19 protein-coding genes are annotated in these 21,735 nt (G+C 41.5%); 9 read left to right on the forward strand and 10 right to left on the reverse strand.

The features are described 5' to 3' along the window. Positions 1 to 61 precede the first annotated feature (61 nt). The 7 genes from glpD to galE form a co-directional block, all read right to left on the reverse strand. Positions 62 to 1,552 carry a glycerol-3-phosphate dehydrogenase gene (glpD, locus tag ATS71_RS17550; RefSeq protein WP_058405960.1) on the reverse strand — a complete coding sequence of 497 codons (1,491 nt, stop codon included), beginning with the start codon at positions 1,550 to 1,552 and terminating at the stop codon, positions 62 to 64. Between the two features lie 207 nt (positions 1,553 to 1,759). Then, positions 1,760 to 3,259: a glycerol kinase GlpK gene (gene glpK / locus ATS71_RS17555; protein ID WP_058405961.1), complete on the reverse strand. Its 1,500-nt coding sequence runs from the start codon at positions 3,257 to 3,259 to the stop codon at positions 1,760 to 1,762. A gap of 204 nt (positions 3,260 to 3,463) precedes the next feature. Next, on the reverse strand, positions 3,464 to 4,792 hold the full coding sequence (locus tag ATS71_RS17560) for an alpha/beta hydrolase family protein (RefSeq protein ID WP_058405962.1): 1,329 nt from the start codon (positions 4,790 to 4,792) through the stop codon (positions 3,464 to 3,466). Positions 4,793 to 4,816: 24 nt separating this feature from the next. After that, positions 4,817 to 5,821: a Gfo/Idh/MocA family protein gene (locus ATS71_RS17565; RefSeq protein ID WP_058405963.1), complete on the reverse strand. Its 1,005-nt coding sequence runs from the start codon at positions 5,819 to 5,821 to the stop codon at positions 4,817 to 4,819. Between the two features lie 14 nt (positions 5,822 to 5,835). Beyond that, a complete protein-coding gene (galK, locus tag ATS71_RS17570; protein ID WP_058405964.1) occupies positions 5,836 to 6,984 on the reverse strand; it encodes a galactokinase in 1,149 nt (382 codons plus the stop codon). Next, a complete protein-coding gene (locus ATS71_RS17575; protein WP_058405965.1) occupies positions 6,974 to 8,035 on the reverse strand; it encodes a UDP-glucose--hexose-1-phosphate uridylyltransferase in 1,062 nt (353 codons plus the stop codon). The genes galK and ATS71_RS17575 overlap by 11 nt, the downstream gene beginning before the upstream one ends. 1 nt (position 8,036) lies before the next feature. After that, a complete protein-coding gene (gene galE, locus ATS71_RS17580) occupies positions 8,037 to 9,050 on the reverse strand; it encodes a UDP-glucose 4-epimerase GalE (RefSeq protein ID WP_058405966.1) in 1,014 nt (337 codons plus the stop codon). A gap of 250 nt (positions 9,051 to 9,300) precedes the next feature. Here galE and ATS71_RS17585 point away from each other — a divergent pair, with 250 nt between their 5' ends. Continuing rightward, complete coding sequence (locus ATS71_RS17585; RefSeq protein WP_058405967.1) at positions 9,301 to 10,110, forward strand: SDR family NAD(P)-dependent oxidoreductase; 810 nt, start codon at positions 9,301 to 9,303, stop codon at positions 10,108 to 10,110. Positions 10,111 to 10,242: 132 nt separating this feature from the next. Here the strand turns inward: ATS71_RS17585 and ATS71_RS17590 are convergent, their stop codons facing one another. Then, positions 10,243 to 10,482 carry a YdcH family protein gene (locus tag ATS71_RS17590; RefSeq protein ID WP_058405968.1) on the reverse strand — a complete coding sequence of 80 codons (240 nt, stop codon included), beginning with the start codon at positions 10,480 to 10,482 and terminating at the stop codon, positions 10,243 to 10,245. 248 nt (positions 10,483 to 10,730) lie between these two features. Here ATS71_RS17590 and ATS71_RS17595 point away from each other — a divergent pair, with 248 nt between their 5' ends. The 8 genes from ATS71_RS17595 (at position 10,731) to speD (ending at position 18,571) form a co-directional block, all read left to right on the forward strand. Then, positions 10,731 to 11,312 (forward strand): anthranilate synthase component II, encoded by a 582-nt coding sequence (locus tag ATS71_RS17595; protein WP_058405969.1) that lies wholly within the window; start codon positions 10,731 to 10,733, stop codon positions 11,310 to 11,312. Positions 11,313 to 11,358: 46 nt separating this feature from the next. After that, positions 11,359 to 12,522, forward strand: coding sequence for an HDOD domain-containing protein (locus ATS71_RS17600; RefSeq protein ID WP_058405970.1), 1,164 nt, complete (start codon positions 11,359 to 11,361; stop codon positions 12,520 to 12,522). Positions 12,523 to 12,900: 378 nt separating this feature from the next. After that, positions 12,901 to 14,106: an aspartate aminotransferase family protein gene (locus ATS71_RS17605; RefSeq protein WP_058405971.1), complete on the forward strand. Its 1,206-nt coding sequence runs from the start codon at positions 12,901 to 12,903 to the stop codon at positions 14,104 to 14,106. Between the two features lie 85 nt (positions 14,107 to 14,191). Further along, positions 14,192 to 15,208 carry an arginine N-succinyltransferase gene (gene astA / locus ATS71_RS17610; protein WP_058405972.1) on the forward strand — a complete coding sequence of 339 codons (1,017 nt, stop codon included), beginning with the start codon at positions 14,192 to 14,194 and terminating at the stop codon, positions 15,206 to 15,208. 15 nt (positions 15,209 to 15,223) lie between these two features. Continuing rightward, a complete protein-coding gene (gene astD / locus ATS71_RS17615) occupies positions 15,224 to 16,693 on the forward strand; it encodes a succinylglutamate-semialdehyde dehydrogenase (protein WP_058405973.1) in 1,470 nt (489 codons plus the stop codon). Positions 16,694 to 16,818: 125 nt separating this feature from the next. After that, on the forward strand, positions 16,819 to 17,166 hold the full coding sequence (locus ATS71_RS17620) for a DUF3802 family protein (protein ID WP_006791285.1): 348 nt from the start codon (positions 16,819 to 16,821) through the stop codon (positions 17,164 to 17,166). Positions 17,167 to 17,256: 90 nt separating this feature from the next. Continuing rightward, positions 17,257 to 17,670, forward strand: coding sequence for an OsmC family protein (locus ATS71_RS17625; protein ID WP_058405974.1), 414 nt, complete (start codon positions 17,257 to 17,259; stop codon positions 17,668 to 17,670). Positions 17,671 to 17,758: 88 nt separating this feature from the next. Next, positions 17,759 to 18,571 (forward strand): adenosylmethionine decarboxylase, encoded by an 813-nt coding sequence (gene speD / locus ATS71_RS17630; RefSeq protein WP_006791283.1) that lies wholly within the window; start codon positions 17,759 to 17,761, stop codon positions 18,569 to 18,571. Between the two features lie 95 nt (positions 18,572 to 18,666). Here speD and ATS71_RS17635 read toward each other — a convergent pair whose 3' ends face one another. Both ATS71_RS17635 and ATS71_RS17640 read right to left on the reverse strand, forming a co-directional pair. Continuing rightward, positions 18,667 to 20,010: a M24 family metallopeptidase gene (locus tag ATS71_RS17635; protein WP_058405975.1), complete on the reverse strand. Its 1,344-nt coding sequence runs from the start codon at positions 20,008 to 20,010 to the stop codon at positions 18,667 to 18,669. Positions 20,011 to 20,136: 126 nt separating this feature from the next. Beyond that, positions 20,137 to 21,420, reverse strand: coding sequence for an aromatic amino acid transport family protein (locus ATS71_RS17640; protein WP_058405976.1), 1,284 nt, complete (start codon positions 21,418 to 21,420; stop codon positions 20,137 to 20,139). Positions 21,421 to 21,735: the final 315 nt, after the last annotated feature.

The raw sequence follows: 21,735 nt of genomic DNA on the forward strand, positions 1-21,735 counted from the left end.
CCCTTTATAACTTGTTAACTATAAAGGGGAAAACGGGAAATAGTGATAATGAAACGGCTTATTAATTGAGTGTTTCAATATAATTATTTAAAACTGTAATCTGCTCATCGCTAAAACGTAAACCCAGTTTACTGCGACGCCATAAAATGTTGTAAGCATTACCAGCCCACTCTTGCTTTAATAAGTAATCAACTTCAGCAGCAAATAAGCCATGGCCAAAGTCATGCCCTAAATCACTGAGTTGTGTCGCATTGCCTAAAATAATTTTTGTGCGTGTGCCATAAGTGCGTACAAAGCGTTTTAACGTCACTTCGGGTAGCCAATGGTACAAAGATTTAAGTTCTTGAGTCAGCGCTTCAACGTTATTAAAGTCGCCCCCAGGTAATGCGCTGTGTTTAGTCCATGCTTTACCCATTTGCGGATAAAAGTCTTCTAACTTATCAACAGCGGCTTCAGCCAGTTTACGATAAGTGGTAATTTTTCCACCAAATACGCTCAACAGTGGAGTATGTTTGCCTTCACTTGAAAGCTCTAGCTTGTAGTCACGCGTTACGGCTTGTGCATTTATAGACTCATCATCAAGCAGTGGGCGCACACCTGAAAAAGTATGGACTATGTCTTCGCGTTTAATGTGGTTTTTAAAGTAGCTGTTAGTGATATCAATTAAGTAGTCGATTTCTTCATCGCTAATTTTTACATCTTGCGCTGCGCCGTTATGCTCTACATCAGTTGTTCCAACTAACGAATAATCATCTTCAAATGGAATAACAAATACAATTCGTTGGTCTTTATTTTGTAAAATGTAGGCTTCTTTTTCATTGTGAATGCGTGGCACAACAATATGGCTGCCTTTTACAAGACGAATATTTTGCGGTGATTTTTCAATTAGTGCTTCATCAAATAACTTTGCAACCCAGGGACCTGCGGCATTAACAATACCTTTAGCTGATACGGTGTATTTATTCTTTGTGCTTTGTTGCTCTAGCGTAATTTGCCACTTATTTTGCTCGCGCTTAGCGTTTACACACTTAGTTTGTGTCGCAATGGTAGCGCCTTTTTCTTGTGCAGCAAGGGCATTTAAAATAACTAAACGAGAATCATCAACCCACCCATCTGAGTATTCAAAACCTTTTACAATAGACGGCTCTAGCACGCTATTTTCGCCAAACTTAATACCACGGGAACCAGCCAGTGTTTCGCGCTTAGCTAGGTTGTCGTACATAAATAGGCCAATGCGGATCATCCAAGCAGGGCGTAAATGCGATTGGTGCGGTAATCTAAAGGTAAGTGGCCACATAATATGAGGAGCATTTTTAAGTAGAACTTCTCGTTCAGCTAAGGCCTCTTTTACTAATCTAAATTCGTAATGCTCAAGGTAACGTAAACCACCGTGGATTAACTTAGAACTATTTGACGATGTTGCACAAGCAAGGTCCGATTGTTCACACAATAATACCTTTAAACCCCTGCCAGCTGCATCAGCTGCTATTCCAGTGCCGTTTACACCACCACCGACGACAAGTAAGTCATATTCGTTATCTGCTAATTCCACTGTGAGCTAACCTTTTTATTTGTAATATAAATAAGACATAAGCATCATAAAGCGACAGTTAGTGTTTGACAATAGCTAACCGCGCTTTTTGATTTTAAATTTTTTAGCCTGATCTTTTTAAAATCACACTTCGTAAAACGCGCCCTTTAATGAGCATAAAAGTGGCTTAATACGCCGTTAAATGTCATTAGCGGCGTGTAAAAATTACTATTGCTGGCAGTCGTCGCTAGATAGGCGAACTTGCGCGACACAATGCTGCCATTTTGCGTATAAATCGTTTCGTTCATCAGCACTCATAGTTGGCTCAAAACGACGGTCACAGGTCCACATTTTAGCGAGTTGCTCAGTTGACTCGTAAATGCCCGTTTGTAAGCCAGCTAAATAAGCAACGCCTAACGAGGTGGTTTCGGTGACTGTTGGGCGCTCTACGGTTGCACCTAAAATGTTAGATAAAAAGGTCAGTACCCAGTTATTTTTAACCATACCGCCATCGACACGTAAAACACTTGGGCGAAGACCATCACGTTCCATTGCTTTTTGTAAATCTTTGGTTTGATATCCCACCGATTGCAAAGCAGCTGCAACAATAGTGCTAATGCCAGAGTCGCGTGTTAAACCTAAAATGGCGCCTCGTGCGTTAGGGTCCCAGTACGGTGCGCCTAGGCCTGTAAATGAGGGCACTAAAAATACCCCATGATCAAGCGGTACATCTTTTACTAATGATTCACTTTCGCCGGCATGGCTCAATAGTTTTAAGCCTTCAACAATCCACTGCATAGTGGCGCCTGCCATAAAAATGCTGCCTTCAATGGCGTAAGTAGGTTTGCCATTTAGCCTATAAGCGACCGTAGTTAGTAAGCGGTTTTCAGATGTGAGTGCTTTTTCACCGGTATTAAGCATTAAAAAACACCCTGTACCGTAGGTGCTTTTGGCCATACCTTGTTCAAAACACGCATGGCCAACAAGGGCAGCTTGCTGATCTCCGGCAATCCCACAAACACGAATAGGCGCACCAAAAATATCGTCGCTGGTTGAGCCAAACTCGTCTGCTGAATCCATGACTTGTGGCAGCATAGATTTAGGAATGTCGAATAGGTCGAGTAATTCTTGATCCCATTGCTGGGTATGAATATTAAATAACATAGTGCGAGATGCATTAGTGGCATCGGTGCGGTGCTCTTTGCCACCCGTTAGGTGCCATAATAAGTAAGTATCAACAGTGCCAAAGGCTAGTTCGCCAGCGTCTGCTTGTGCGCGGGCGCCTTCTACGTTGTCTAAAATCCAGCGTACTTTAGTGGCTGAAAAGTAAGGGTCGAGTAGTAAGCCTGTTTTTTCGCTAATCGTTTGGCAAAGCTCCTCTGTACTTAGGCTTTCGCAGTAAGCACTGGTACGGCGATCTTGCCAAACAATGGCGTTATACACTGGCTTACCGGTTTTCTTGTTCCATACCAGCGTGGTTTCACGTTGGTTGGTGATACCAATAGCAATAATTTCTTCAGGCTTTACATTTTTTTTAGCCATCACTTCACGGCTGGTGCTGAGCACTGTTTGCCAAATATCGTTAGGGTCATGTTCTACCCAACCATTTTTTGGAAAATGTTGTGAAAATTCTTGCTGTGCTGACCCAAAAACGTTTGCATCTTTTGTAAACAAGATGGCCCTAGAGCTTGTGGTCCCTTGATCAATTGAGAGTATGTATTTTGACATGATATTTGTGTTATTTATCTTATCTTATATATGACTAGATTGCCTTTAACTAAGGTTAATGGCAATGGTTTTTTTCTTAAAATAGCCGATTAAAAAACAAACATTCTCATTTTTTAGTTAACTCATTTATGTAAAAGGTATTTTATTTGGCATTATTTTAAGGTGAAGGCGGCTATCAAGTTTTATAGCCGCTTAAATTAAGTATTACTTACTGCGCGGTTTACTTTGTTGCCAATCCATACCTGAAGAAAAGCGGTTATCAAAGCCGTACCACTGCGGTAACGGTTTACCATCAACAATGGCTTGATCGCCATTTTGAGGTAAATCTAGGTATTTACATTGGCTGCTTACGCCTTTTACGTGGCAATCCATCATCGCAAGTACAAAGTGCTTATTTATTTCGTTAATGGTGCGCAACGACCACGATGGCTCGTAGTAATGACCTAAGTCTAATTCACTGCTGCTTTGGGCAATAGCAGGGGCTGGGTGTGGCGCAATATTGTGGCGGGCGTTTTTATAAGTAAGCATGTATTTGTCGGCGCTACCAGTTTGGTTGTAAAGGTTTTTAATACCTTCAAAGCCAGAAATATCATCTAGGTCACCTGCAATATAAAGTGAAGGTACTTTGATATTTTTCATTGCTTTGGCATCAAATAAGTTATGTTGCCCACCCCAAGGTGCGATAGCCACCATTGTTTTTATACGAGGGTCTACTTGTGGGTTTTGATATTGTCCGCCTGCACAGCTATTAAGTAATTGCTGCACTTGTTTAATTTGGGCAGGGTCAGTCATCCCCGTAAACATTGCGGTTGTTTGTTCGTTGAAGGCATAGCAACCACCAATCGTATTAACTGCGCCAAATCCGCCCATAGAGTAGCCAATAACACCTGCGCTAGCTGTATCTACTTGCTCGCTTGCAAAGTTACTTTGTTCGTTAAAATAATTAATCACAAACTGCTGATCGCGTGAGCGATTAATCAAGGTGCTAAAAAAACCCGCATATGGCGCGTTTTTAAAATCTACATGGGCGTTTGTTGAGTCTGTATGATCAAGCGCAGCAACAATGTACCCATGCGAAGCTAAGTGCTCACCAAGGTAGTACATAATTGTACGGTAGCCGGTATAACCATGCGAAAGTACAATAACAGGGTAGTTTTCTGCGTTACTTACACCTACATCGCGCATAGCATCGGCTTGTAAAGTAAACTGTTTACCCGAGCGTGTTATGTCTGTGTAGCTGGTTAGTGCTTTGTTTGCTTTGCTATCTGCCGGATACCAAACCTCAACTTTTAAAGGGCGATCTTTTTGGCTTTGAGTTGCAGGATCAAATTGCGCTGGATTAACTAAATCGAGGGTTTTTACGCCTACTTTATAGGTGCCTTTAGTGGCTAATTCTGGAAGCACTTCGCTGGTTATTGGCGGGTAAAGTTGCTCAGGTTTATTCGATTCAGCAAGTACTGCACCGGTAGTTAAACTGGCCGTGGCTAACAGCATTGCTTTTGAAAGCGTTTTTAATCGGTGTGTTGTTGTCATTGTGGATCCTTGTTGCGTGTATTTTTATAAATTTATGTTATGAGATTCGACTGTCGCGCTATATTTAAGCTGCCATTGGGCTCTCAGGTTATCCATCATCGTCATAACCCGTAAGCTAGTGCTTAGTGGTAATACAGAGCTTTGTATTTGTTTATTTAGTATGCACTCAGTGACGTGATCAATTTCAAATTTAAAGTTTTCATCATCATTAAATGAGTAGTCAAAATGTTGGGTCGCTTGCCCATTAATATGAATCTCAATACTTTTCGCACCTACAAACCAAGGTATGCGTATAAAGCCATGATCACCTGTAATATAGGCTTCAGTTGGACCGTTTTGCTCAAGTGCACTACTAAGTTGTGCAAACTGCCCATTACCATAATCAAGCATGGCAATATTTCGAGCATCCACGCCTGTATCTGTTTTATGCACAAATGAGCTGATTTTTTCTGGGGCTTTATTAAAAACCACATCAGCAATAGATAAAGGGTAAACCCCTAAATCAAGTAATGCACCACCGGCTGTATTTGGGTTCATTAAGCGATGTGATGAATCAAATTCACCCGCTAAGCTAAAGTTGGCATTAACACTGTGTACTTTGCCAATAACCGCTTCGTTCAATAATTCTTCTAATTTTACAATGGCGGGTAAAAAGCGCATCCACACTCCTTCCATTAAAAAGCGATTTTGCTGCTGCGCTAGCTCTTTTAATGTAATGAGTTGCTGTGCATTAACGGTAATGGGTTTTTCGCTTAGTACGTGCTTATTATGCATTAAGCATTGGGCTATACTTTGAAAGTGTTGGTCGTGGGTGTTTGCAATATAAATGGCGTCAATGTTTGGGCATTGCATAAGGGCTTGGTAGCTCTCATAGCCTTTAATTGAATAGTGTGTGGCAAACTCGCTTGCGCGTTGCTTGCTAGTTGATGCTGCGCCAATAAGCTGAGCATCAGCGCAATGCGCAATGCTTTTAGCAAAGGTGTGAGCAATATTGCCACACCCAATAATACCCCAGTTAACCTTTGCCATATTGATACCTATTTTTAAAAAGACGTTATTTGTAACCCTGAACCCGCTGAGCACACATAAATATCTGCGTATAAGTTAAAGCGTTCAAAGTAATGTTTTTCAACGGCTGCTTTAATTAACGGTACTTCTGCATCGCGACATAAACATACAATTGCCCCCCCAAAACCACCACCAGTCATACGCACTGCGCCGCGCTCACCCATGGCTTCTTTACAAATTTCAACTAAGCCATCTGTTGCAGGTACGGTTACTTCAAAGTCGTGTTTAAGTGATTGGTGTGATGCAGCCATCAATTCGCGAAGTTGCTGCATATCATTGGCTTGCAATGCTTTAGTTGCTGCAATAACGCGGTCGTTTTCGCTAATTACATGGTGCGCACGTTTGTATTCGTTATCGCTAAGTTGTGCTTTAACAGCATCTAGTTTAGCCATTGTTGCTTGGCGAAGTGTTTTAACTCCCATTTTTTCAGCAGCTTGTTCGCAATCAATACGGCGTTGATTGTATTCGCTGTCTACTAATTTACGTGGGTAGTTAGAGTTCACTATAACAATATTTAAGTCATCAGGTACTTTCACTGACTTAGTTGCTAGGTTTTCACAGTCAATTAAAAGAGCGTGACCGTTTTCGCCTTTTGCCGAAATAAGCTGATCCATAATGCCACATTGACAATGCATAAAGTCGTTTTCAGCTTCTTGGCCCAGTAGTGCAATTTTTTCTTCGGTTAAACCAAGTTGCGCAATATGGTTAAACATTCCCCCTACGGCAACTTCCAATGCAGCCGACGATGACAAGCCACTGCCTTGCGGTAAGTTACTATCAATAAGTAAATCGGCACCACGTAAAGTGTGACCTGCGCGTTTTAATACAAATGCAACCGCGCGAATATAATTCCCCCATTGCGATTGACCTTCGCTAATCGGTTCGTCAACGTTAAAACGGTCTTGCTCGCCTGGGTAATTTAATGACTGCACGGTAATCGTGCTATCGTCGCGCTCTTTAAACATCACTTGAGTACGAAACTCTAATGAGCACGGAAATACAAAACCATCGTTGTAATCGGTAAACTCACCTATTAGGTTTACACGTCCTGGTGCAGCCGCAATACCTTGAGCAGGGGCACCGTACAGTGATAAAAAGTGGTGTTGAAATTCATTAAGCGTCATCTGTGTGTCCTGCTGTGTTTTTATAGTGTGTTGTGCTTGCTGCTTTTAAAATAGAAGCGGCTGTTTCTGCGCTTAAGTCACGCTGACTTTCGCCTAACATTTCGTAGCCTACCATATGTTTTTTCACGGTGGCAGAACGAAGAAGTGGCGGGTAAAAGTGTGCATGCAAGCGCCAATGTTGCTCTGAACCACGATTTGCGGGTGCATTGTGCCAACCCATAGAGTACGGGAAGCTACAGTTAAATACATTATCGTATTTAGTCGTTAATACTTTTAATGCCTGAGCGAGTGAATCGGTTTGTGCATCAGTTAACTGACTAAAGTTTTGAATGTTATCTTTAGTTACAAGCAGTGTTTCAAACGGCCATGCTGCCCAAAATGGCACCACAACAAGCCAGTGTTCACTCTCAAATACGACACGAGTTTGGTCGGCTTGTTCTTTTTGTACATAGTCGGCAAGCATGGCTGTGCCGTGTTTATCAAAATAAGCGCGTTGTTGTGTATCTTCGGCTTCTATTTCGGTAGATAGGTGCGAATGCGCCCATACTTGGCCATGCGGGTGGGGCTGCGAGCACCCCATGATCTCACCTTTATTCTCAAATACCTGAACACACTCATAGTGCTGTGCAAGATCTGTGTAGTTGTCTTTCCACGTTTTTACTACTTCGTGTAGGGCATCGTGCTCCAGCTCAGGCAGTGTTTTGTTATGCTCTGGCGAAAAACAAATGACACGGCATTCGCCGCTTGCTTCGTCAGCAATAAATAAATCGCTGTCTGACTCTAAGTTTTGTGGTTGCTCGCTGGCATTAGGCGTCAGCGCACCAAAATCATTTCTAAATACATGTGTGTATTTGTAATCTGGGTTGCTATCGCCATTTGCACGGGTGTTACCTGGGCAAAGTGGGCAGCTTTCGTCATGCTTTGGCAAAACCGTTTCGTTAACGGCTTCGGTTGCGCCTAACCATGGGCGGTTATTCCGATGCGGTGATACTAATACCCAACGCCCCGTTAGCGGGTTTTTACGTCTGTGAGTGCTTTCTAATAAAGCCATATTAACTCTCCAACCCACTTGGGTAATTAGTTTGCCAGCGCCATGTATCGTTGCTCATGTCGCTAAGTGTTAGTTCTGCGTGCCAGTTAAGGGTGGTTTGCGCTTTTGTGGCATCGGCGTAATTACACGCAATATCGCCTGCACGACGCGGTGCAATTTTATAGGGAATTGTTTTACCCGCTGATGCGCTAAACGCATTGATCATATCAAGCACTGAATAACCTTGGCCCGTGCCTAAGTTATATGCGTGAAAGGCGGTATCTGTTTTGTGTTGCATAAATGCGGCAACATGGCCTTTAGCTAAATCTAAAACGTGAATATAGTCGCGCACGCCTGTGCCATCTTCGGTGTCGTAGTCGTCACCAAAAATATTAACGACCTCACGTTTACCTACCGCAGTTTGGGCAATAAAGGGCATTAAATTATTTGGAATACCATTTGGGCTTTCGCCTAATAAGCCACTAGGGTGTGCGCCTACAGGGTTAAAGTAACGAAGTGCTATGCCCATAAAGTTGCTGTTGGCATTACATACGTCTTGCATGGCTTGTTCAACCATGACTTTAGTCCAACCATAAGGGTTGGTCGCGCGAATTGGGTGTTTTTCGTCTATTGGTAAGTAGTCGGGCTCACCATACACAGTGGCCGATGAGCTAAATATAATATGGTTAACACCTTCATCTTGCATATTTTCAAGCATGCTAAGCGTGCCCGATACATTATTTTGATAATAACGCAGCGGTTGCTCGGTTGATTCACCTACCGCTTTTAGTGCTGCAAAGTGAAATACAGCCTCAGCTTGGGTGTGTTTAAGCGCAAGTTTAAACTGCTGCTCGTCTTGAATGTCACCTAAAATAAACTCAAAACGGGTACCGGTAATTTTTTCGAGTTGATCAAGCACACGAGGGCTCGCATTAGACAAATTATCGTAAATAATAGGTGTAATACCCGCTTCATGTAATGCAATACATGTATGGCTACCTATGTAACCCATGCCGCCAGTCACTAAAACTTTCATGTGTTTTCTCGAAAATATATTTATATGATAAATACTACTATTAAGGAAGTTTAAAAACAATAGTTATGAATTGTTCAAAATTCAAATAAATGGCTAAAAAACACACATTCGCTTTGAATCGCTTTATTAATATTTTCTATATACAGATTTAATGACTGCCTAATTATCACTCACAAGTGGCAATGCTATTATAACCCCATCATTAAGCGTTGAATGTGTAGGCTATGTTCTACACAACATGGAGACAGGTATGAATAAAACAATTTTAGTAACAGGTGCAACAGATGGTATTGGGTTTGAAACAGCTAAAATACTGTTAGCGCAAGGCCATACTGTGCTTCTTCATGGGCGTAACGCGCAAAAGCTTAAAAACGTACAAACTTTGCTTGATAACGACTACCCGCAAGCGCGTACACAAACTTACGTAGCTGATTTAAGCGAAATGGCGCAAGTGCAAAACTTGGCTAAACAAATTACAGCTGATCATAAACGCTTAGATGTACTGATTAATAATGCCGGTGTGTTTAAAATCGAGAACCCAGAAACTGCAGACGGTCTTGATGCACGATTTGCAGTAAACACATTTGCCCCTTATTTATTAACAACTTTATTATTGCCGCTTTTTAATACCCAAGGGCGAATAGTGAATGTGTCGTCAGCGGCGCAAGCAACGGTCAACTTAGATGCACTGATTGGACAAAGCGCTTTGTCTGACAACGCAGCATACGCACAAAGCAAATTGGCAATTACAATGTGGTCGCGTCATATGGGCTTAAAGCTTAAGGGTAGCGGTCCATTAGTGGTATCGGTTAATCCTAAGTCATTACTGGGTAGTAAAATGGTTAAAGACGCATACGGCCTCAATGGCGGCGATTTAAAGTTAGGTGCCGATATATTTTGCCGTGCTGCGCTAAGCGATGAATTTAGCAATTCAACAGGGCTGTATTTTGATAATGACGCTGAGTGTTTTGCAGCCCCTCATGCTGATGCATTAAATGACACTAAAAATCAGCAATTAATTGATGCGCTCGATTTAAAGTTATTGCAACTTGCAATATAGCTAACGCAATATGAGCGTGAGTTAAAGGGTGTATCACTAAGCTATACACCCTATAAAGTTTCATAGAAGACAAACAAAGAGTTCACCACTTTAAAAGGGCGAACTCTTTTTTGTTTTGGAGTTTTATATTTACTATGCGCTTATTAATCGCTGATATAACCAATCTTTTAATTCAGAGCGGTCGTGTTTTAGCTGGTGCATTTGCTCGTCGCTAATAGGCGCACCGTCCAATTCTAATACTCTTATTTCTTTATCTAGCTTATTGTACTGTTTAGCTTTATCAGCAAAGTCAGCATCACTTTTATTTAACGTGTTAATCGTGCTTGTGTGCTCAGGAAAGTCGTTTGTTAATGAATGGTCTTCGCCTAACATAGTCGCTCCTTAATAAAAATAAAGACGCTTACAGAAAATAAGCCATTTCATAGTATAACCTTGGGTTAGGTCGATCGTAATTCAACCTTATAAATATAAAATTAATGGGACAAAAAAAGAGCCGTTACTTCATCCTAAAGAGGGAATTACGGTTTATATAGCCGAAATCACTGACACCTAACGCGGCTTAGGTTAGAATGCAAAGGCTTAAATACTCCCAATAACTCCTTTTTTGAGTACTCTATTACATGCTTTTAATGATCGATAACTACGATTCGTTTACTTATAACTTAGTGCAGTACTTTCAGCGATTAGATCAAGACGTATTAGTCAAGCGCAATGACGAGCTGAGCATTGCACAAATTAAGCAACTTAACCCAGAACATATAGTTATCTCGCCGGGTCCTTGCTCACCGAATGAAGCTGGTATATCGTTAAGTGTTGTTGAGCAGTTAAAAGGCCAATACCCTATTTTAGGAATTTGTTTGGGGCATCAAACTATTGCGCAAGCCCTAGGGGGGGATGTAGTGCGCGCCAAAAAAGTAATGCACGGAAAAACATCTGCCATAATGCATACCAACAAAGGTGTTTTTAAAGGGTTAGCTAATCCGTTAACGGTTTGTCGTTATCACTCGCTGGTGGTTAAAGCGCAGTCGTTACCCAACGAGCTTGAAATAACAGCGTGGACACAAACACCGCAAGGTGAGTTTGACGAAATAATGGGAATGCAACACAAAGAATTAGCAATTGAAGGGGTGCAGTTTCATCCTGAGGCTATTTTAACAGAGCAGGGATTAGAACTGCTTGATAACTTTTTAACTCGCTTCTAGTCTAATAATACTAAACGTATTCAATACTTACTATTTAATGAGCACTATGACCGAACTTGCATTACAACAGCGTACAGCAAAAATACTTGACCAACGAGCACACGATTTGCTGTTGGGTCATAGCTTTGCGCACCAGCAAATTGGGTTTATTCATACATTAGATATTGATTACGGCGAGCCTATGAAGCAGCGCACCTTGTTGCAGGTTGAAGTATCAGCGCAACAAAAGCGTAAGCAAACAAGCACCGCGCATCATAAGTATCGTGCACAAGCCAGCGAACAGCTTCATAAAGTAATAGAAACAGCCATATTTAAACAGCTCGAAGATATAGACGCAGTAATTCAAACCACGATAGGGATTGAAGACAGTGTCGCCACTATTTTAGATATATTAGCGGTAAAGTCTGCCTCAGTTGGCCGCTTGGAGCCGTTAGTAAACGATTTAAGTTGGCTTGGACGAGAGCTGGTTACGCTCGTTAACTTACCTTATTACCGAAACCAGCGTAGTAAAAAAAATACCGCAGTAAAAGTAGATAGCCCATCACTTGCTCTGCGTTACATAGGGCTTGATAACTTACAGTTAGTTATTCCCACGTTTGCAGTTCGCCACTGGATGCCACACAGCACCGAGCCTTTTTCGTTACTAAAACGTAGGCTACGTGACAGCGCTATGGCCAACGCTATTGCAGCCCAAAAAATTGCAGAGCTAAACGACGTCAACGACATTCATGCTTTTACTCTGGGTATGTTATTAGATGTAGGGCGTATTACGCTGGTACGTTTATATTTAAAAACCTTTGAGCAGGTATGGCAACGAAAAGTACAAATAGCGCGCCAAGAAAACCAAAAAGACCTACACACAGCGTTATTGGAGCTAAAGCCCGATCCTTTGTTTTTAACTACGTTGCTGTGTAATAAGTCAATTCAGGTCAGTGCGCGAGTCATCGACAAAATGGCCTTTAAATATTTGCCATTTAAAGGTGTGATGGAGCAGCTGCAAAATGGCGTAAATAAGGGCGATACTGCCTTACCGTTAACGCAGGTCATGTTAAAAGCGCGTTGTTACTCTCAGTACTTAATTTTAAAAGAACACCAACTCATCGAGCCTGACGAAACCGCATCGTGGTTTTCGTATTTTCAGTTCACTAAAACGGAACTAAAAACCCTCCAAACAAGCAATTTTACTAATCTTGCTATTCAAATTGACTAAAAAATTAAATTTTTTGTTAATTTTTTTACGACTATTCATTCATTTCTATTTTTTTATTCACCTTGTTATTTAGCCTTAAAAGCCTATACGTCTTAGTGCTCATGCGGTTAATTGTGAAAAAATTTGTGTAATTGGGTATGCAAATAGTTATTCACTATCTATGAAATAATATCTTAAGCCCTTTATTTTCAAGGGTTACATGAAAGTTTTTAACGAGACAGCTACCACTAATTCTGAAATAATGGGCGCCTGAAAATTGAACCACAAAGCAATTTTTTGTACCAAACAGACACCTGAACGTACCAAAAAGCTTGGTTAATATTACTAGCCAAACACCTATTTTATGCTTTGTGTCGATCACAATTAAGAGGAAATAAAATGACAGTCAATCGCGAATTATTTGATCACGTAATGGTTCCTAACTACGCACCTTCAAGCGTAATTCCTGTTCGAGGCGAAGGCTCTCGCGTATGGGATCAACAAGGTAAAGAGTTTATCGACTTTGCTGGTGGTATTGCTGTTAACTGTCTTGGCCACTGTCACCCTGCATTAGTAGGCGCATTAAAAGAACAGGGCGAAAAAATTTGGCACCTATCAAATGTAATGACCAATGAGCCGGCGCTTCGCCTAGCTAAAAAAATGGTTGATGCAACCTTTGGTGAAAAAGTTTACTTTGCCAACTCGGGTGCAGAAGCAAACGAAGCCGCACTTAAATTAGCGCGTCGTTTTGCACTTGATAAATTTGGCCCAGAAAAATCACAAATTATCGCATTTAATAAAGGCTTCCACGGCCGTACATTCTTTACTGTAACGGTTGGCGGCCAAGCAGCATACTCAGATGGTTTTGGTCCTAAGCCGGGCGATATCGTACATTGTGATTACAATGACCTAGCAGCATTTGAAGCGCTAATTAGCGACCAAACGTGTGCAGTAATGATGGAACCACTGCAAGGTGAAGGCGGTATTGTTTCGCCAACTGACGAGTTTGCTCAACAAGTTCGCGATTTATGTACTAAACACAACGCACTGCTTATTTTTGATGAAGTGCAAACCGGTGTTGGCCGTACAGGCGACTTATACGCATATCAAGGTTTAAACGTAGTACCTGATATTTTAACTTCAGCTAAAGCATTAGGTGGCGGTTTTCCAATTGGCGCAATGTTGACGACAACAGATATTGCACAGCACCTTAAAGTAGGTACTCATGGTTCTACTTACGGCGGAAACCCGCTTGCATGTGCTGTTGCAGAAGCCGCATTTGATACTGTTAACACACCCGAAGTACTTGCTGGTGTAAAAGAAAAAGCAGCCTTATTTAACGAGCTACTTGCAGCGGTAAACGAAAAATACAACGTATTTAGCGAAATTCGCGGTAAAGGTTTATTAATTGGCGCCGTAGTAAATGAGCAATACAAAGGCCGTGCTAAAGAGTTTTTAGTAGCCGGTACTGAACAAGGCCTCATGTCGTTAGTGGCAGGTGCTGATGTTGTTCGTTTTACACCCTCTCTTGTTATCCCAGAAGCGGATATTCGTGAAGGTATGGCACGTTTTGAAAAAGCAGTAGCAAGCGTAGTAAACGCATAAGCTGTTTTAGCCAATCTATCGAGGGCAAACAATGTTTGCCCTATGAATCCTATTTACCGTTATTGATAAGGGAGCAAGCGGACTCATGATGATCCTTCGCCCAATCCAGCAAAATGATTATTCAGCATTACTGACAATTGCCCATGAATCGGGCCATGGTTTTACATCTTTGCCTTTAAACGAAGAGCTATTACAAAAGAAGATTGACCATTCAGTAAGCTCATTTGCTAAACAAACGTCACAACCCGGTGACGAAGGCTACTTGTTTGTTCTTGAAGATAGCGAAACAGGTGAAGTAGTAGGTACTTCAGCAATAGAAGCTGCTGTAGGCCTAGATGATGCGTTCTATCATTACCATTTAAGTAAAGTGATTCATTCTTCGCGTACACTAGACGTTTACAAAGCAGTCGATATTTTAACGCTATGTAACGACTACACCGGTGCAACAGAATTATGTACGCTATTTTTAAAAGACGGCTATCGCAAAAACTGTAATGGCAAACTACTGTCTAAAGCACGCTTTATGTTTATTAAACAACACCAAGCGCGTTTTGCAGAAACCGTTATTGCAGAAATGCGCGGTGTGTCTGACGAAAACGGTAATAGCCCGTTTTGGAAATGGTTAGAAGAACATTTTTTCTCAATGGACTTTCCAACAGCTGACTACTTAACCGGTATAGGCCAAAAAGTGTTTATTGCTGAACTTATGCCTAAATACCCAATTTACGTCAATTTACTCAGTAAAGATGCGCAAGCGGTAATCGGTCAAGTTCACAACAATACACGCCCAGCGATTGAATTATTAAAAAGTGAAGGCTTCACGTTTAACGGCTACGTTGATATTTTTGACGCAGGCCCAACAGTTGAAGCAAAAGTAGATAATATTGCTACAGTACGTAACTCACACGATTTTATTGTTGAAATTGGTGAGCAAACGGGCGACACCATGGTGTTGTTAGCAAACGACAAGCTTGAAAACTTTAGAGCGACCGTTACACCAATGAGTTTCGACGAACGCGCTAAAACCGTTGTGTTATCGCAGCAAGTCGCCGACGCCCTGCAGCTACAAACAGGCGATACTGTTAGCGCAACCCCAGTTTAATTTAGGAGAAAGTATATGACTCATCCTGCACAATTTATTAATGGTCAATGGTCACAAGGCCAAGGCACAGAATTTAACTCAGTAAACCCAGCAAATAACGACGTTATTTGGAAAGCATCGTCAGCGACTGCTGAGCAAGTTGATGCCGCCGTTAGCGCTGCGCGTGAAGCGTTTTATGCATGGGCAGACAAAAGCTTTACTGAGCGCCTAGAAATAGTAAAAGCGTTCGCAGCACAATTAAAAGAAAACAGCGAAGAGCTTGCAATCACTATTGCTCAAGAAACTGGTAAGCCATTGTGGGAAACGCGCACTGAAGCGGGTGCGATGGTTGGTAAAATTGCCATTTCTGAGAAAGCATTTTTAGAGCGCACAGGCGACGTCGAAAACGCAATGCCACTAGGGCGCGCCATGATCCGTCATAAGCCGCACGGTGTTGTAGCGGTATTTGGCCCATATAATTTTCCGGGTCACTTACCAAACGGCCATATTGTGCCAGCGTTACTAGCGGGTAACACCGTGGTATTTAAGCCGTCTGAGCTAACACCAAAAGTGGCTGAGCTTACCCTTAAACTATGGGAAAAAGCGGGTTTACCAGCTGGTGTCATTAACCTTGTACAAGGTGAAGTTGAAACAGGTAAAGCACTGGCTGCTCATAAAGGTATTGATGGTTTATTCTTTACCGGTTCTTCGCGCACAGGTCATATTTTACATGAACAGTTTGCAGGTCAGCCGGGTAAAATTTTAGCGCTTGAAATGGGTGGCAATAACCCGCTTATTATTACTGACGTTGAAGACACTAAAGCAGTTGTACACGACATTGTTCAATCAGCGTTTATTTCAAGCGGCCAGCGTTGTACCTGTGCACGTAAATTGTTTTTACCTAAAGGTAGCAAAGGCGATGCAATATTAGAGCGCCTAATTACTGCAACTAAAGCCATTAAAGTAGGTAACTACGACGATGCAGAACAGCCATTTATGGGCTCTATGATCTCATCAGCGGCAGCAGCAGGCATGGTTAAAGCACAAAGCGAGCTGGTAGAACTTGGCGGTAAGGTACTTGTAGGGCTTGAGCACACAGCAAATACCGGTTTTGTAACGCCAGGTATTATTGAGTGTTCAGCAATTGGCGACTTCCCAGACGAAGAGCATTTTGGCCCACTTTTAAAAGTATTTCGCTTTGACGACTTTGACAGCGCAATTGATAAAGCAAACGACACAAGCTTTGGTTTATCAGCAGGCTTACTCAGTGACAGCCAAGCTGATTACGACCACTTTTTACGTCGTATTCGTGCTGGTATTGTTAACTGGAACCGCCCAATTACAGGTGCGTCTAGCGCTGCACCATTTGGTGGTATTGGCGCATCAGGCAATCACAGAGCAAGCGCGTACTACGCAGCCGACTACTGTGCATACCCTGTAGCTTCAGTAGAGCTTGAAAAAGTAGCCATGCCAGCAACATTAAGCCCAGGCTTAAAAATAGATTAAGCACTCCTTAATGAGTATAAAAGCAGCTTCGGCTGCTTTTTTTATATGCTTAAATCACAAAGCTAGCAATCAACAGCGCTTTCTGCTTAAATCAGCGTAAGTAATATTATTAGGTGGTGAATATCATGGTTTTAGATAGGCAAGGGTACGATGATTTAATCATGTATCTAACTCAAAATTTAGCATTGTTTGAGAAGCCAGGTGTAATAAAACCAGGCGCTCCAACGGTAATGGAACTCATAGAGGATGTTATTGCCGAAAACGTTATGCTAATTTGTGAACAGCACACAAACCTCAACACAGAACAGCGCAGCTTAATTGTACGCGAGGTTGATGGCATTGTTTACGACTTACAAGAAGTGCTTAGCAGCATTACGTCACAGCCTGTTACGGTTGAGCAACATGAGTTTATTGACGAATTTGCCAGCTTAATTAAAAATCTCTTCGACAGCGCTGTTTCGCAGCAGTATTAAGCCCCAATTTATAGTGCCGCGTATCGCATTTTCGTTTGCAACTGCGGCCAACTTGCTTACAATCAACAAAAATATTTTTGAGATAAAAACATGCAAGCAAATGTAAAGTGGGTCGAAGGCGACACGTTCGTAGGTCGTTCTAATTCTAATCACAACGTAGTATTTGATACCGGTAGCGATAGTGCGGCACCTAGCCCAATGGAAATGGTGTTGATGTCGGTTGGCTGTTGTTCATCGGTTGACGTTGTGGGTATTTTAAAAAAAGCTAAACAAGACTTTTCAGACGTTCAAGTACAATTGAGTGCTGAACGCGCTGAAACGGCTCCTCGGGTATTTACTAAAATCAATTTACATTTTGTTGTTACAGGCAAAAACGTATCTGAAAAGCACCTTGCACGCGCTGTTTCTTTGTCTGCTGAAAAGTATTGTTCTGTTGCATTAATGCTTGATAAAACAGTAGAAATTACTCACAGCCATGAAGTTGTGCAAGAACAGGTAAAATAACGCTTTTTCCACGAGGAAAATTCGTATAAAATCCGCGAACTTTTCATTCTGCAGGTGCAGATTTCACTAATTTATAGGTTGGTTTATTATGAACAAACCCTTCGATAAACTTAAACTTCATGGCTTTAACAATTTAACCAAAAGTTTAAGCTTTAGTATTTACGATATTTGCTACGCAAAAACCGAGCAACAACGTAAAGAATATATTGAATATATCGATGAGCAGTACAGTGCAGATAGACTAACCGACATTTTAGGTGAAGTTGTTGATATTATTGGTGCCAATATTTTAAATGTTGCACGCCAAGATTATGAACCGCAAGGCGCCAGTGTGACTATTTTGGTTTCGGAAGAGCCAGTAGAAGAGCAGCAAAATTACGATGCTGACGAAGCGCCAGGGCCACTCCCTGATTCAGTGGTTGCGCACCTAGATAAAAGCCACATTTGTGTACACACATACCCAGAAGCTCACCCTGATGATGGTATTTGTACATTCCGTGCTGATATTGAAGTATCTACGTGTGGCATTATTTCGCCGCTTAAAGCGCTAAACTTTTTAATTCATAGTTTAGAGTCTGACGTGGTAACAATTGACTACCGTGTTCGTGGTTTTACTCGCGACGTAAACGGCGTTAAGCACTACATTGACCACGCAATTAACTCTATCCAAAACTTCATGACAGACGATACCAAAGAAGCGTACCAAATGATGGACGTAAACGTGTATCAAGAAAATCTGTTTCACACCAAAATGATGTTAAAAGAAACCGATCTAAACACTTACTTGTTTGGTCTTTCTACAACTGATTTATCGGATGATGAAGAAGAAGAAATTCGCTCTAAGCTAAACCGTGAAATGCAAGAAATATTCTATGGTCGTAACCTACCAGAAACTGAATAACAGTTACGTTAGTTAAATAAAAACGGCGCTCATTGAGCGCCATTTTTATATGCGTTAATAAATATACCTATAAATTACTTACATCAGAGTTTAGGTTATTTAACAAGTAACAACTCGGTTTGTCGGCCGTTTAAGTACCACACGCCGGTTTTATCAAAAATAGCGTCTTCTTCTAGCATTATGCGTATTTCTTTATTCCATGGTTTTATAAACACTGCATTGTTAAGCTCAATAGAATAAGCGGTATTTAAATGCAATGGGTAGTCGCCATCGCCGGGCACACCTTGTTGTGAATCCCACATGCCAAGTGTAGTGCCCGCGGCATGACCATGATAGCCAAGCGGGTGCGTATAAATAGTGGGTTTTAAACCTTGAGCAATGGCTTTTTCGCGAGCGGCTTTTAATACCTGATTACCCGTTTTACCTTCGCTAAATTCAGAGGTAAAAATGTCTTGGAGTTTATTGCCTTTTTTAAGTGCATTAACAAGGTAAGCGGGTGCGTCTGTTTCGCCAGGTTTTAAAACATAGGCATGTTGTTGGGTGTCGGTGTTTAAGCGTAAGTATGTAATGCCAAAATCGACATGCAGTAAGTCACCCGCTTGAATAACGTTATCGGCGTAACCATTCGTAAAGCTGTCTTCGTGGTCGAACGATTGGCTGTCGGCGCGTTGTATTGCAATACTTGGGTGAAACCATGTTTGTAGTTTTAACTCTTTTACGCGCTCTCTAAACCACCACACTAAATCGTCGCTGGTTGTTTTTCCTACCGTAATTACTTTGCTTGAAAAACCCTCAGCAATAATAGCGTGCGCAATAGCAACAATGTGTTTATACATGTCTATTTCTTGAGGAATACGCTGCTCTAACCAGGCAACTGCCAAAGGCTCGGCCGAGATTATTTTATTTTTATAAGTACTGGGTAAGTTGGCCATTAAGGTATTGTAATCGCCCAGTACTAAACCGTCGGCATGCCCCCAATCGGTAGACGTATTAAGTGCAATATTACTTGGTTTGTAGCGTTCAATAATGTCGTTCAATGCTTGCCACTGGTTTGGCTGCGTCTTTTTATCCCACCCTTTTGTAAATACGTTACCTATTTTATAGGGCGCAATAGCGTAAGCATCCACATTGCCTTGTTCATTTAAGGCAAAGAGTAAAATGGTGGTACGCCTTGCCGATAACCAGGTTGCTGGCAGCATTGTTTTTAGTATGGGATCTTCGTTGTATTCGCGGCTAATAAGCAGCCACATATCGATGTTGTGTTGCTTCATTAGGCTGGGCATTAATGTGTTTACCCTAAGCTCGGTTATATTATCTATAAACGCAGCGCGTTCTTTCATTGATAAAATAGCAGGCACGCCATCGGCTTTAACAAAGGGGCTTAAAAAAAGCGTAGTAAGTAAGCTTACGCAAAGTAGGTGTTGTTTTGTAAGGTGCATAATTGTTTTATTTTTAGGCTAGTTAATTTATAACATGCCTCAATAGCAGCTATAAAAAAACAATTTGAGACAAACAGCACACAAAAAAGCCCAGCTAACTAGCTGGGCTTTGCTCGAATAGGTGTGCTATTTAATCATGCTGTAAATAAGTGCAAATACCGCAAGCGCACCCACCGCTAATACAAACAATGTGCTTAAACGGTTACGATATTTATGCAGAGCCGGTACTTTATAAACTGCAATCATAGGCATGATAAATAATATCATGGCAATAATAGGGCCCGACAGCTGATCCATCATATCGAGTATGCTTGGGTTTTTAACTGCACAAAACCAAATGGCAAAAAACATAATAACCACGCCAATTTTATCTACCGTTTTAGCACCAAGCTGTGTTTGTTTAGTTACCAAGCCTGTAAAGCTTTCGCGGGCCCCTAAAAAGTGACCTAAAAACGACGACGTAATGGCAATAAAGGCAACTAAAGGCCCAAGCGTTGCAATAAACGAGTTATGGGTAATATTAGCAAGGTAGGATAAAACCGATACATTATCAGCTTTTGCTTGTGCCATTTGCTCACCTGTTAACGACAGTACGCACGAAAATACAAACAGCAATACAAACACAATTAACAGTAAGCTTGTGCGTTTTAAAATGGCTTCTGATTTGCGTGTAGCAAGGTCGTCATAGTGTTCGCGTTGTACATGCACAAAGCTTGAAATAGCCGCTGCATGGCTAAACGAAAACACAATAATAGGAATAGATAACCACAACGTTTTACCAAAGCTGCCCACATCAGGTAGGCTCATGTCAGGCATTTGCCAGCTAGGAATTAAATACAACGATAGAAAAAACAAAATACCTACAAGCGGGTACACCAAAATAGAAAACGCGCGCAGCATTAAGCGCTCGCCACCCATCATAAGGCTTATCATACCGGCTACCAAAATACCCGAAAGTACCACGCGCGGCGGCGATTCCATACCCAGCTGGTTTACCATAAAGCTGTCTACTGTGTTGGTTAAGCCCACACCGTAAATAAGCAAAATGGGGAATATAGATAAAAAGTACAACAACGAAATTAATCGCCCAGCATTAACGCCAAAGTGTTCTTCAACTACATCGGTAAAATCGGCATGCTTATTTTTAGAGGATAATACAAAGCGGGCTAAACCACGGTGGGCTAAAAAGGTCATCGGAAACGCTAAACACGCCATAATAATTAGCGGCCAAAAACCGCCAATTCCAATGTTAATAGGTAAAAATAAAATACCCGCACCAACGGCGGTACCAAAAAGGCTTAAGGTCCACTGCGTATCGTGCAGGTTCCATTTAGATTTAGCGCTTGAATTTGCACTTGAATACGTGTGTGTTGATGCATTTGAATGCGTTGCATCTAAAGGTGTTGTCATGTGTGTGTGCCCGTCCATTATTTATAATAATAACCGCGCCGAAGGATATAGTTTTTAGCCCACTTTTTCATGTTTTTAGCGCCCTAGAGCCGCAATTAACTGCGTTAAAATAGCCCCCAAGTGTCATGAATACGAAACAGTGGTGTAAAATTAAACAAAGCCACCACAAGGTGTTAAAAGCGCATTAATGACACCCTTTACTTTTTTCTACACAGTAAAATAACTCGCTAAAATATAATATTTATAATTGGCAAACACTTACACGCTTTGTTATTAATAGATGTTCATAAAATAAGGATGTTTTCATACAAAAAT

The sequence above is a fragment of the Pseudoalteromonas sp. H71 genome, from assembly GCF_001468485.1.
In the GTDB taxonomy this organism is placed as follows: Bacteria; Pseudomonadota; Gammaproteobacteria; order Enterobacterales; family Alteromonadaceae; genus Pseudoalteromonas.

Bases quoted from the DNA above. Each gene is read 5' to 3' on its own strand.
- ATS71_RS17620 (WP_006791285.1), top strand. From the start codon at position 16,819: ATGGTTTTAGATAGGCAAGGGTACGATGATTTAATCATGTATCTAACT.
- glpK (WP_058405961.1), bottom strand. From the start codon at position 3,259: ATGTCAAAATACATACTCTCAATTGATCAAGGGACCACAAGCTCTAGG.
- ATS71_RS17565 (WP_058405963.1), bottom strand. From the start codon at position 5,821: ATGGCAAAGGTTAACTGGGGTATTATTGGGTGTGGCAATATTGCTCAC.
- ATS71_RS17585 (WP_058405967.1), top strand. From the start codon at position 9,301: ATGAATAAAACAATTTTAGTAACAGGTGCAACAGATGGTATTGGGTTT.
- astD (WP_058405973.1), top strand. From the start codon at position 15,224: ATGACTCATCCTGCACAATTTATTAATGGTCAATGGTCACAAGGCCAA.
- ATS71_RS17640 (WP_058405976.1), bottom strand. From the start codon at position 21,420: ATGACAACACCTTTAGATGCAACGCATTCAAATGCATCAACACACACG.
- ATS71_RS17595 (WP_058405969.1), top strand. From the start codon at position 10,731: ATGCTTTTAATGATCGATAACTACGATTCGTTTACTTATAACTTAGTG.
- ATS71_RS17625 (WP_058405974.1), top strand. From the start codon at position 17,257: ATGCAAGCAAATGTAAAGTGGGTCGAAGGCGACACGTTCGTAGGTCGT.
- astA (WP_058405972.1), top strand. From the start codon at position 14,192: ATGATGATCCTTCGCCCAATCCAGCAAAATGATTATTCAGCATTACTG.
- ATS71_RS17590 (WP_058405968.1), bottom strand. From the start codon at position 10,482: ATGTTAGGCGAAGACCATTCATTAACAAACGACTTTCCTGAGCACACA.
- ATS71_RS17605 (WP_058405971.1), top strand. From the start codon at position 12,901: ATGACAGTCAATCGCGAATTATTTGATCACGTAATGGTTCCTAACTAC.
- galE (WP_058405966.1), bottom strand. From the start codon at position 9,050: ATGAAAGTTTTAGTGACTGGCGGCATGGGTTACATAGGTAGCCATACA.
- speD (WP_006791283.1), top strand. From the start codon at position 17,759: ATGAACAAACCCTTCGATAAACTTAAACTTCATGGCTTTAACAATTTA.
- ATS71_RS17635 (WP_058405975.1), bottom strand. From the start codon at position 20,010: ATGCACCTTACAAAACAACACCTACTTTGCGTAAGCTTACTTACTACG.
- ATS71_RS17600 (WP_058405970.1), top strand. From the start codon at position 11,359: ATGACCGAACTTGCATTACAACAGCGTACAGCAAAAATACTTGACCAA.
- ATS71_RS17575 (WP_058405965.1), bottom strand. From the start codon at position 8,035: ATGGCTTTATTAGAAAGCACTCACAGACGTAAAAACCCGCTAACGGGG.
- ATS71_RS17560 (WP_058405962.1), bottom strand. From the start codon at position 4,792: ATGACAACAACACACCGATTAAAAACGCTTTCAAAAGCAATGCTGTTA.
- galK (WP_058405964.1), bottom strand. From the start codon at position 6,984: ATGACGCTTAATGAATTTCAACACCACTTTTTATCACTGTACGGTGCC.